Origin of the sequence: Pelomonas sp. V22, from assembly GCF_030014915.1 — a bacterium.
GTDB lineage: Bacteria > Pseudomonadota > Gammaproteobacteria > Burkholderiales > Burkholderiaceae_C > JAUASW01.
On the sequence record NZ_JAGIXS010000004.1, the window covers coordinates 124,310 to 136,059 of the forward strand.

10 protein-coding genes are annotated in these 11,750 nt (G+C 67.5%); all 10 read right to left on the minus strand.

All coding sequences use genetic code 11. The annotated features are described in order from the left end of the window. Positions 1–17: 17 nt before the first annotated feature. Positions 18–626, minus strand: a complete 609-nt coding sequence (locus J7U46_RS14840; RefSeq protein WP_349239495.1) for an NAD(P)H-dependent oxidoreductase — start codon at positions 624–626, stop codon at positions 18–20. Then, the gene (locus J7U46_RS14845) at positions 626–1,051 is read right to left on the minus strand and encodes a hypothetical protein (protein WP_282827145.1); all 426 of its coding nucleotides are present in this window, start codon (positions 1,049–1,051) and stop codon (positions 626–628) included. The genes J7U46_RS14840 and J7U46_RS14845 overlap by 1 nt, the downstream gene beginning before the upstream one ends. A gap of 12 nt (positions 1,052–1,063) precedes the next feature. Further along, complete coding sequence (locus J7U46_RS14850) at positions 1,064–2,215, minus strand: hypothetical protein (RefSeq protein WP_282827147.1); 1,152 nt, start codon at positions 2,213–2,215, stop codon at positions 1,064–1,066. A 185-nt stretch (positions 2,216–2,400) separates the two neighbouring features. Beyond that, on the minus strand, positions 2,401–4,926 hold the full coding sequence (locus tag J7U46_RS14855) for an EAL domain-containing protein (protein ID WP_282827149.1): 2,526 nt from the start codon (positions 4,924–4,926) through the stop codon (positions 2,401–2,403). A gap of 63 nt (positions 4,927–4,989) precedes the next feature. Continuing rightward, the gene (locus tag J7U46_RS14860) at positions 4,990–6,558 is read right to left on the minus strand and encodes a radical SAM protein (RefSeq protein WP_282827151.1); all 1,569 of its coding nucleotides are present in this window, start codon (positions 6,556–6,558) and stop codon (positions 4,990–4,992) included. Between the two features lie 15 nt (positions 6,559–6,573). Then, on the minus strand, positions 6,574–7,809 hold the full coding sequence (locus tag J7U46_RS14865; RefSeq protein WP_282827153.1) for a patatin-like phospholipase family protein: 1,236 nt from the start codon (positions 7,807–7,809) through the stop codon (positions 6,574–6,576). Between the two features lie 161 nt (positions 7,810–7,970). Next, positions 7,971–9,236, minus strand: coding sequence for a glycoside hydrolase family 18 protein (locus tag J7U46_RS14870; RefSeq protein WP_282827155.1), 1,266 nt, complete (start codon positions 9,234–9,236; stop codon positions 7,971–7,973). Between the two features lie 61 nt (positions 9,237–9,297). Further along, the gene (locus J7U46_RS14875; RefSeq protein ID WP_282827157.1) at positions 9,298–9,957 is read right to left on the minus strand and encodes a hypothetical protein; all 660 of its coding nucleotides are present in this window, start codon (positions 9,955–9,957) and stop codon (positions 9,298–9,300) included. A 34-nt stretch (positions 9,958–9,991) separates the two neighbouring features. Then, a complete protein-coding gene (locus J7U46_RS14880; RefSeq protein ID WP_282827159.1) occupies positions 9,992–11,116 on the minus strand; it encodes a diguanylate cyclase in 1,125 nt (374 codons plus the stop codon). An 18-nt stretch (positions 11,117–11,134) separates the two neighbouring features. Then, positions 11,135–11,689: an Lrp/AsnC family transcriptional regulator gene (locus J7U46_RS14885; RefSeq protein ID WP_282827161.1), complete on the minus strand. Its 555-nt coding sequence runs from the start codon at positions 11,687–11,689 to the stop codon at positions 11,135–11,137. Positions 11,690–11,750 lie beyond the last annotated feature (61 nt).

An 11,750-nucleotide genomic window follows, 5' to 3' on the forward strand; every position in this document is an offset into this window, starting at 1 on the left:
TTTGAGGTGCGCCATTTTCAATCCCTGAAAGTGGCCCGTAAACCCCCTTGCGCCCCAACGCCCTCAACTTGACGCAATGCCTCTCCACGCCCTCTTCGACCAGGTTCCCCACCATGCCGACCAAGGTCTCGCGCACCGGCGCAATGCCGACGAAGCCGAGGATGTTGCGCTCCAGGGACTTGATGCTGTGCGCCATGAAGTAGAAGCGGTACAGCAGGGGCCGGCATGCCCATGGTGCAGACGATGCGCGCCGAACGGCCCTTGAGACCCTTGCGGCCAAACGGATTGCCGCCCTCGGCCTTGAAGGCAAAGCCCGGTCGCGCCACCTGCTCCAGGAAACCCTTCAGCAGCGCCGGCATGTCGCCGAGCCAAAGCGGGAAGACCAGCACCAGATGCTGGGCCCAGGCGATGTCCTGCTGCGCCTGCACCAGACTCGCCGGCAGCAGGCCCTTTTCCCAATCGGCCTGCGAGCGCAGCAGCGGAAAGTCCAGCGCCGCCAACTCGACACGCCGCACCTCATGCCCGGCCGTCTGTGCACCCTCCACATAGTGATCGGCCAGGACATGACAAAGGCGCCGGGCCTCCGGCTCGGGATGGCCCTGAATGACCAGGATCCGCTTGCCCATCACTCCAGCACCAGCACGACCTTGACTGTGGCATCGACGGCCGACTTCTCGATGTAGCCGATCGCATCCGGGTTGGCAGCGACAAACTTCTTCACCTCAGCGGCACTCGGGATCTCCTTTGGCGGCGTGGCCTTGCCGGAGAAGGTCAAGCGTGACCAGGCAGCCTTGACCTGAGCCGCGCTCTTTCCCGCAGCCTTGCTGTAGAACTGCTCGCGCACGCCGCTGCTGTCTGGCAGGTCAGCCGGCGCGGCAGTGGCGCCGCTGGGCAGAGTCGTGCTGCGGCCCATGAAGATGGCGGCCGCCTGGTCCGCAGTGAGCGCCGTCATCGGGCTCTTGGGGCTGACGATCACGGCCACCTGCGACCAGGCAAGGCCTGGCACAGCCAGCATCAGAGGCAACACAAGGCGCTTGAAGATTGGTTTCATGATGGGCCCGTTTCAGAAGACGAAGTCGTAGCTGGCGCTGATCAGCTTGGCGCTGCCTGCAAAGGGAGCGGCGCCTCGATCGCTGACCTTGTCGAACTGCAGCTTGAGCGCGCCCCCCTTGTGCAATTCATAGCGCAGGGCCAGCAGGACGCCGCGATCGCGCACGGGCTCGTAGTCGGCCGGATAGGGCGTGGTCTCGCGGTACTCGCTGGCGCCGCCGGTCAGGGTGAAGCCACCCAACCGGTAGCCAGCGGTCAACAGATAGAAGCTGGCCTTGTAGCCAAGCCCCGCTCGGTCGCTGCTGCCAAACTCGCTGCGTAGCACCCAATTGCCAATGTCGCCATTGAGGGCCAGGCCAAGGAAGCTCTGGTTGACACGGGTCTTGCCCGACAGCAGGGTCTGCACAACGCCGCTGTCGTGATCGGTCTGCTGGAAACGCGAGCGGGTGTAGCTCAGGCGGCCGGTAAACCATTCGCGGCTGAACTCGAAGGCCACGCCGGCAATCCCACTCCACTTGATGTCCACAGGATCGTCACTGACCAGGCGTGAGTAGGGGTTCTTGCGGCTGTTCTCGGTACCGAACAGGAATTCACTGCGCAGCGACCAGTCGCCCACATCCTTGACCCAGCTCAGGCTGGCGCCGTTGTAGTTGACGACGTCCCAGCCATAGACATCGGGGCTGGGCCGGATGGTGTTGTACGCATAGCCGATGTCCTGGAAGTCGGAGTAGTAGTACAGCGGCAGTCGCTTGCGGCCGAGCTGCAGGGTCCAGTCCGGATTGATCTTGTAGCTGAGGTAGGCCCATTCGAGATTGAGGTGCTGTTCGTCCAGCGCGCGGCTGGTGATCTGCACCGTGGCCGACCAGTCGCTGCTCAGCTTGGCCTGGCCTTGCACACCCAGCCGGCTTTCCGGCTTGCCGCTGAGGCTGGTGGTGTAGGCGCCGCCATGCCCCCAATCGGCAATGGCGCGTGTGCAGGGCCCGTTGAAGGCCGAGGCCATGGCGGCATTGGTTTCGCAGGCGCCTGAAGTCTGGCCCAGGGCGAGCGTCCCGAAACCGGAGACACTGAACTCCTGCGCCTGTGCCGGCAGACCGGCGAGCGCGACAGCCAAGAGCGCAAAGCCCCGGACCATTGTTGATGAAATGGCTTGAGGGCGAGGCTGCATCCTGGTCTCCTAAACGACGGGAGCGAAGCGATGCGCGCCACAGGGGCGCGGCACGGCCACGATAGGCGTGCAGGACGTTTATAGCGGTCGTCTTCGTCGCCCTTCATTGATTTCCCGCAAGTCTTGCCGAGCCGGTGCGCACACGCCACAAGCCACGCCGCTCGCCGGCCAGATCCGGCGCAAGCTCACGCCGCCGCCGGATGCGCCGACTGCGCGGCCGCCTCCAGCCAGGCCGTGGCATTGGCCGCGTCCATGGGCCGCGAGAACATATAGCCCTGGCCATAGCCGCAGTGCAGCGCATGCAGGATCTCGCATTGGTCCTTCTCCTCGATGCCCTCGGCCACAACCAGCATGCCCATGGTGTCGGCCAGGTTGATCACCGTGGTGACCAGGGCCGAGAGCTCGCGGCGCTTGCACAGGTCGGTGATGAAGGAGCGGTCGATCTTCAGCACGTCGAAGGGCAGCTCGCTCAGGTAGCTGAGCGAGGAATAGCCGGTGCCAAAGTCGTCCATGCAGAGCAGGAAGCCCTGCTCCTTCAGGCGCGGCAAGAGGCCGAAGGCCACGTCCTGGTTGGCGATGACCGAGCTCTCGGTCACTTCGATGCGGATGTCGCCGACCAGCAGGCCCATGCGCGAGCGCAGCTCGGCAAAGCGCTCGACCAGGTCGGCATCGCGCAGCTGCACGCCCGAGACGTTGACGCTCACATACCAGCCCTCCTTCCATTGCCCGGCGCGGCGCCAGGCCGCCACCTGGCGCATCGTGCCCTCCATGACCTGCAGGCCGATCTCGTTGATCAGGCCGTTTTCCTCGGCCACCGGGATGAAGTCGCCGGGGCCAATGAAGCCGCGTTGCGCATGCTCCCAGCGCACCAGGGCCTCGAAGCCGGCATGGCTCATGCCGTCCAGCTGCACGATGGGCTGGAAAAAGGGCTTGAACTCCTGGCGCTCGATGGCGCCACGCATGTCGGACTCGATGCGGAAGCGCTGCTCGGCCGCCTGCCGCATGGCCGGCTCGAACACCTCGAAGCGCGCCCGGCCTCGATGCTTGGCGCGGTGCAGGGCCAGGTCGGCGTCGCGTATCACTTCCTCGGGGCGGCGGTACTGCTCGTCGATCACCACCATGCCAATGCTGGCCGTGATGCTGAGCGTGCGGCCATCAAGCTGGATGGGCTCCTGCAGGCGCCGCAGCACGTCGCTGCCTAGCAAGGCCAGCTCGCCTTCCCCGCAAGCCTCGTGGACGACGACGAAGTACTCATCGCCGCCAAAGCGCGTGACTGTGCCGTGCGAGCCGAACAGTTCCGCCAGCCGCGCCGAGATCAGGCGCAGCAGCTCGTCGCCCTTGGAATGGCCCAGCGTGTCGTTGATCTGCTTGAAGCGGTCCAGGTCGACAAACAGGCCGCCATGGCTGAGCTGGGGCACGGCGGCAATCTCGTCGATGCTTTGCTGCAGGCGCTGGTCCAGCCATTTGCGGTTGGGCAGGCCGGTGACCGGGTCGTGGTGGGCGTCGTACTCGAGCTGCGCGCGCTGCGCCTCGCGGTCGCGCGCATGGCGGCGCTGCACGGCCGTGACCCAGGCCAGCGCATGAACAAGGTTGCCTACGGCAAACGCATAGCCGCCAAAGCCGCGCAGCGCGGTATCAGGCAGCACGATGGTCAAGGCCTGGATCCCGCCGCCCAGCATGTTGGCGCCCAGGCCCGCGAGAAACCAGGGATCGACCTGCTGGCGTGCCCGCAGCCTGCGCAGCAGCAGCGCGATGACGACGCCGGCCAGCAGCACGAGGGCGATGGAGGCGCTGCGGTACAGGCCCTCGAACTTGTAGGCCACGCCGAACATCAGGGCCACCACGGCCACCGGCGCGGCCAGCGCCAGGCGCTCGCGGCCACGCAGCTGCAGCGACTCCAGCGTGGCCAGGCCAATGCCCAGCGTCAGCAGGCTGACCGAGAGCCCATGCAGCTCGGGGAACCATCGCGGTGCCGGCCAGAACGCCCACCACTGCTGGGCGAGGCCGAAGTTCTGCAGCGACCAGAACACCAGCGTCGCCACATAGAAGGCATAGGCCAGCGAGAGCCGCGCCTCGCCGAGCACGCCCAGCTGCAGGCTGAGGAAGGGGATCAGCAGCAGCATGCCCATGAAGCCGGCCAGGGCCATCCAGTGCAGGCTGGTCTTGCGCTGCAGCTCTTCGCGCGGCATGAGCTCGAACCAGGCGCGCACCGCCTTGGCATCCTGGACGATCAGCAGCAGCGGCGAGTCGGCCGCTCGGCCTTCGATCGCGTGATGGGCCCAGGGGCTCAGGAGGCTGCCCGGCGGATTGGCCTGCGTGCGGCCGGCCACGCGCAAGCGAACACAGCCGCTCGCCTCGCGATAGGCGAGGCCGAACAGCTCGACGATGGGGTCTTCGTCCACCACCACGCTGCCGGCCGGCGCCGAGCCTTCGAGCCTGAGCAGCTGCGCCGTGCGCTCGGCCAGCAGCGGCACCGGGGACGAGCCTTCGCACCAGCGGCTGGCGGCAAGTGCCTCCAGCAGCGCCGCATTGAACTGCTGATCACGCCCTTCCACATCGGGCCAGGAGGAGAGCTTGTAGGACTCAGCGGCCCGGCAGGGCAGGCAAAACAGGCAGGCCGCCAGCAGGCAGAACAGCCAACGCCAGGCGGGCCAGGGGCGGTTGGGGAGGCGCTGAAGCCGGGGGTTTCGATGCCGAATACTGCTGGTCATCGTCGTCCTGCTGCTGGTTGCTGTAGCTGTGGCTGTGGCTGTGGCTGTGGCCCTGGCTGCAAGCTACCCGCGGATCATCGCAAGCGAACGCTGTCGCTCGCCTGGGAATTGCACGGGCGTCTCGATGGCCATGCCGCTGCCCAGGTCGGGCTGCAAGTCTTCATGCAGCTCGCCTTCGGCATCGGTCACGCGGGTGGGTTCAAAGAAGGCCTGGTAGTGCGCCGCCAGCGCGATGCGCGGCTGGTAGAGCGTGCCCAGGGGCTCGCTGGGGCCGTAGTGCGTGCGCCGCGCCGTGGCCGGACCCAGATGAGCCTCACGTGCCGCCGTGGACAAGCGCGGCAACAGGCAGGCCAGGTCAGGGCCCAGCGCCGACAGCAGGTCCCGCGCCGGCAGCGTGCGGCGGTAGCGCCGCCACAGGCCCACCGCATGGCGGCGTGCTCGGGCAGCGCCGATCATGCAGAAGTCCATCTCGGCCAGCAGCTGGCAGACCTCATCGGGCGCGTCAAGGCTTTCGGTCAGCAACGAGCGGCCGTCCATGTCGCGCAGCTTGACGCCCGGCAGCAAGGCCTGCTCGGCCAGCAGGCGTTTGAACATCGGCGTGCCGAGCAGCGGGATGGCCAGGCTGACGAAGCTCGGCAGTGTGAGCGCCGGGTTGGCGGCGATGGCCTCGACCTCGGCCCGCAGCGCCGCCACAGGGCGCTCGCGCGGGTCGAAGATCAGGCCGTAGTGGAAGGTCATGCCGCTTTCGAGGCAGCGCGCGATGCGCTCGGCGCCGGGAAGGCGCAGGTTCTGCTTCTTGTCATAACGCCTCAATTGCTCGTCGTCCAGCGACTCCACGCCGCTGAAGAAGCCGATGCAGCCGCTCTGGCGCGCACGCTGCAGCCACTCATCCTTGATGAAGAAGTCCGAGGTGACCAGGGCCGCCCAGCCTTTTATGCGGCCGCCCTCATGGAATTCGCGCAGCAGCCCCATGCGTGCCTCCACCTCGCTGCGCGCGCCACCGAAGAAGTTCTGGTCCAGGAACATCACGCATTGCTTGCCCTGCAGCTGTTCCAGCTGGGCCCGCACCTGCCTCAGCGTCAGCGATTGATAGGGCCGGCCCTCGGCCGCCATCGCACAGAAGCTGCAGGCGAAGTTGCAGTTGCGGCTGGCCTCGGCATAGCCGACCGGATGCCAGCGCGGCGCCAGGTCCAGCCTCGGCGTGACGGTCTCGGCGCGCAGCTCGGGGCCGTACAGGCCGGCCACCAGCTCGGCGAGCGCCTCCACATCGCCATCGAGCACGATGTCGAAGTAGCGCGCACAGAGCCTCGGCAGCACGCGGGCCAGCGGGCCGCCCATCACCACCACCACGCCAGGGTTCAGGCTCTTGGCATAGGCGCAGAGCTGCTTCATGCGGTCCAGCGCGCTGTTGAGCCCGGTCAGCACCAGCAACTGCGGCCAGGCCAGGGTTTGCAGGTCTTCGAGCGGGCCGCTGCGGAACTCGCAATGGACCCGCAACTCGCAATGCGCCGGATCAAAGGCGCCGGCCAGCGCCAGCGGTGCGATCGACTGGGGGACGAAGAACGGATTGCCGCGCGCGCCGCGGTTGTTGTCGGAATAGCCGTTGACGATCTGGACCCTGAGCTTGCGCATGCCTGATCCCTGGGGCTAGACGAGCGGTGCCGCGCACATGCGCTGCCAGGCTGCCTTCGCGTCGGCGAAGCGCGGATAGCCGATCTCGCAGCAGCGCTGCTCGTCCCAATGCCCCTCATGAAGTTCGAAGTAAGCCCCAGCACGGCGGACAGGCTGGTTCTGGCTGTGGCCGGCGATCCAGTCACCGATCAGGGCATTGATCAGGGCCACGTCGGCATCGGCCGTGGCGGCAATATCCAGCCTCGCCAGGCGGCCGAATTCGGCCACCGAGCCGAGGCCGGGCGGCGGCGCCCATTGCCCGTCACTGCGCAAGGGATGGATCAAGGGGCTGCAGCGGATGACGGGAGAATCCATCGTCTGGCCAGCAGCTGCCGGCACGGCACCGGTCAGCGAGAGATGGGCCAGGTAGCTGTCGGCATCCGGCGGCTCGCCGATGATGGCCCGCGCCACCTTGACCAGGTCGCGCAGCAAGCCCGGCGTCTGCCTCTCGATGCGCAGTTCGGGCGCCGCTGGCGTCTCCTGCGACAGCAGCATGCAATGCCCGGTGCCCAGCGACAGCACGCCGATGTCCTCGCGCGGAACGCCATTGCCGATGGCCTCGCTGACCGCCAGCTGCACCGGGTTGTTGAATCCGGTCAGCGCGCCGTCCCAGTAGCCGGGCGCCTGGCTGCCGGCGGGTCGTGAAAGGCCGGAGAACCAGTTCACTGGCGCATGGGTCGACAGGTCCACCGCTTCGGCCAGCGTGACGTGCCCGTCGTCGCGCGGGAAGTTCGCTGCCGGGCTGTCGGGCCTGCTGCGCAGCAGCTTGGCGCGGTCGTACTGGTAGTCGTAGCCGACGATCAGCAGGGCGGGCAGCGTGTTGTCGCGGCCCAGTTCGATCAGCTTTTGCTGCCCCACCGGGGCCAGCGTGCTTTCAATGAACTGCTTCTTGCTGCGAGGGTCGAATCGGGTGCCGAGCTGGCCGCCGCTGAGCACCGAGATCCAGCGCTGCCAGAACGGCAGCCGGTTGAAGAAGCGCTTGCGATTGGCCTCGGTGCCGAACTTCTCGATGATGTCGCCAGGGCTCTTGTCGTTGGCGAGCGCGGCCAGAACGAATGAACCGCCCGAGGTGGCGGCCGCGAGCTGGAAGTGGCTGAGGACCTTGCGGCCCGGCGTGTGCGCGCCGAACAGTGCGGCCAGTGCCTTCGCCTGTATGAGGCAAAACGTGCCCCCACCGTCCAGACTGAGGATGCGGTAGGGCTTGTGGGTCAAGGCGGGACTCCTTCCTTGCTCCGTACGGAGGCGGCCGCCGGCACGGCAGGCACGGGCCGATTTACCTCCAATCGGAAGACAAGGTCAAGGCAATGCGCGCGTTTGACCAACCTGTCGTGGCGCGGCAGGCACGGCCTGACCCCATCGCAGCACCCGTTCGTTCAGCGAGGGCGCTTCCCCACGCCGAGATTCATGGCGTTCAGCAGCTCGCCCTTGTGGTCTTGCGAGAGCTCCCAGGCGAACACGCCTGCCAGGCCAGCGCTCATCGCGTAGCGGCCCTTGGCCAGCACGCCGCGCGGATCGTCGAAGCCGACCCAGAGCTGCTGCTCGGGCTGGTACAGGCTCCACGAGCCGGTCTTGTCGTCATGGCGCAGCTGCCAGCCGTTCAGCGCGCGGCCGCGGTCATCGATGCGGTCGGCCCGCAGCGCGCGGTAGGTGATCGCGCCCACATCGCCTTCGGCCGGATAGGGGCCGCTGCGCTGGGCGCCGTTGCCCGGCTTGCTCACGCCAGCAAAGCCGCGGCCATACATGGCCACGCCGGCCACCAGCTTCTTGCGCGGCACGCCGGCCTGCTCGAGGTTGGCGACCGAGCGCTCCAGACTCTCATCGCCAGGGCGCTCGCTCTTGAGCGCCGAGTGATGGCCGGCATCGGGCGACCACACGCCGTAGTAGTCGTAGCTCATCATGAAGACCAGGTCCAGCGCGGCTGCGGCCTGCTTGAAATTGATGCGGTCGACGATAAGGCTGCCGGGGTTGACGGCCGTGGTCACCAGGTAGCGGCGGCCGGTCTCGCGGCCCAGGGCATCGACGGCGACGCGCAGATCGCTCATCAGGTCGGCATAGCCCTGGCCATCGGCCTTGCTGCCCAGCTGCACGCCATTGGCAGCGCCATTGCCGCCCGGGTGCTCCCAGTCGATGTCGATGCCGTCGAAGCCTGGATGCGAGCGCAGAAAGCGCACCACATCGGTGGCAAAGGCGCGTCGCTTGGCGGCATCGTTGGCCAGGTGGAAGAAGGGGTCGGAGCCGCCCCAGCCGCCGACCGAAGCCACGACCTGCAGGCCGGGCAGGCGGCCCTTGAGCTTGACGAAGCCCTGGTTGAAGCGGCGCTCGGTCTCGCCATCGGTCAGCGTGAACTCGGCGCGACCAGCACAGGCCTTGTCGTCCTTGGCCAGTTGGCCCGGACCGCAGAGTCGCAGAAAGGCATAGAGGATGTGGCTGACGCTGCCGGGCTGGATCTTGTCCAGCTGCTCTACGCCCTCCCAGCTCGGCACATAGACGCCCACCACCGGCGCCTGCATCGATGGCTTGGTGGCTGCCTGGAAGGCAAGCGGCTTGCCGCCGAACAGCGGCGGCGCCGCATGGGATGACGCAGCAAGGCCAAGGGACAGCAGGACGGCAGCAGCAAAGGCGGTAGCAGGCAAGCGCATGGGGACTCCGGGCTGAGGGCCGGCGAAGCCTAACACCAATAAACTACCAATCAAATACCAATTACCCTGGGGCGCGGCTGATGCGCACCTGCAGCTCGCGGCTGGTCTGCGGCTCGGCATCGCGGCTGCTATAGGCGCCCGGGGCCGTGGGCTGGGGGTTGCCGCCCTCGCGAGCCACGGTGGCCCATTGCTCCAGTGGTATCAGCTGCGTCGTGACCAGTTCCTCGCTGTCGCCTTCACCGCGCGGCAAGAGGGCGCGCAGTTCCAGCAGCACCGGCTGCTGGCCACCGGGCCAGCTCGGCTTGAGTTGGAAGCCGGTCTGGCGCTCGACCCAGACCGAGCGCATCTGGGCCTGCGGCTGCCACTGGCCGCGGCGGCTCTCGACGCCCCAGTCCAGCATCTCGATGCGGCGCGGCTGGCTGGTGAGGGCCGAGGCCGAGCGGCCGTTCAGCACCAGCAGGCGCTGCACCGGCGAAACGCCGGCATCGTCGGGCCGGGTCGAGAGGATCTTGCCGCCTCGCGGCGAGACTGAACCGCCGGTGCCCACGACCACCGCGCCGTGCTTGTTGCCGGCCAGCGCAGCGCCGCTGAGGCTGGACTCGACCCAGCGCAGCTCGATCTGCAGCATCACTTGCGGCGGCTCGGCGGCACGCGCCAGCGGCGGGCCCGCGAGCAGCAGCAATCCCGTCAGCAATCCAGCAAGGTCGCGGCGCTTGATCATGGGCGCAGCATAGACCCGGCAGGCGCCCAGCAGCTCAGCCGAAAAGCACGCGATTGCGGCCCTCATTCTTGGCCTGGTAGAGCAGGCGGTCGGCCCGCTCCAGCGTCTGTGCCAGGCTTTCGCCGGGCCGGTACTGGGTCAGGCCGGCGGAGACGCTGGTGTGCAGCATCAGCTCGCCCATGGGCACGCGCAGGGCCTGCACATGCTCGCGCACGCGCTCGACCCCGGCCACGGCTGGCGGCATGCGCGCGTCGGCCATCAGCAGCACGAACTCCTCGCCGCCCCAGCGGGCCAGCACGTCGGAGGCGCGTATCGCCGCCTGGGCGATGTCGGCAAAGCCGCGCAGCACGGCGTCGCCGGCACCGTGGCCGTGCTGGTCGTTGATGCGCTTGAAGTGGTCGATGTCGAGCAGGGCCACGCAGAAGCTCTGGCCGTTGCGCTGGCAGCGCTGCACCTCCTGGTCCAGCAGGGTCTGCATGTGGCGGCGGTTCAAAAGGCCGGTGAGCTCATCGCGCGTGGCCATGGCCTGGATCTGCGCCAGCGCCTCGGCCAGCTCGGTCTTCTGGCGCGCCAGGCGATGGCGGATGCGGCTCAGCCGCCCGGCCAGGATGGACACAGCCGGCAGCGTGCAGGCCAGCATCAGGAAGTGCCCGAGCTCCACCGCCGGCGGATAGACCGAGGGCCGCCACTGCGACATGCCCGCCATCGTCAGCCCGAACAGGCCCAATGCAAACAGGCTGATGCGCAAGGTGGTGGAGGCGCGCAGCTGGAACATGCCGAACACCAGGATGGTCAGCAGGATGGGAAAGGTCGCGCCGCGCACCGGCCCGGCCATCGCATAGCCGATGGCACCGCTGACGATGGCGATGCACATCTGCGGCACCGTCAGCGAGGGGTCTTTCAGGCGCTTGCTCCAGCCACAGCGAATCAACAGATAGGTGCCGAGCAGGCCGCCGAGCGAGAGCAGGGTCCACCACCACAGCGGGCCCTGGGCCACGCTCGAGACCCAGGCCGCGTATTGCATGATGCAGACGCAGAGCGCCATCAGCGCGATCGCCAGGCTGGCCTGACGCAGGCGGATGCGCTGCACCGGTTCGGAGGTGAACAGGAGGTCTGCGAGACGCTCCGTCCAGCCGGCGGTGGTGGTGACGCGATCCATGGGCTGCAGCCTACCCGATCAGGGATGCAAATGAGCCAGCGGCACGCCACCGCCCGCCTTCACTTCGCCCAAAGAGAAGCTGGTGTGCACGTCCTTGACATTGGGCAGGTTCAAGAGCGTGTCGATCGTGAAGCGGCTGAAGGCATCGAGGTCGGTGGCCAGCACCTGCAGCTCGAAGGTGCCGGCGCCCGAGATGTAGTGGCAGGAGATCACCTCGGGCAGGCGGCGTATCGCTTCTTCCAGCACCTTGGTGGCTTGCGCGTTGTTGCGGTCGGCGTCGAGCTTGACGAAGGCCAGCACGCCGAGGCCCACCTTGCGGCGGTCGATCTCGGCGCGGTAGCCGGTGATGAAGCCCTGCTCCTCCAGCCAGCGCACCCGCCGCCAGGTCGGCGCGGCCGACAGGCCGATGCGCGCGGCCAACTCGGCATTGGACAGTCGCGCCTCGCGCTGCAGCTCCCCGAGGATGGCGATGTGATAGCGGTCCAGCGCGCCGTCCTCGGCCTCGACCAGCGGCGGCGAGGCAGGCGCCGTCGAGGACGGGGTTTGCCCTGATTTGCGAATTTTGGAAACCATATCGATAGATAAATCCAGAATCAGGAAAGATTATTGCTCCAGATAAGGATTCCAAGCGCAA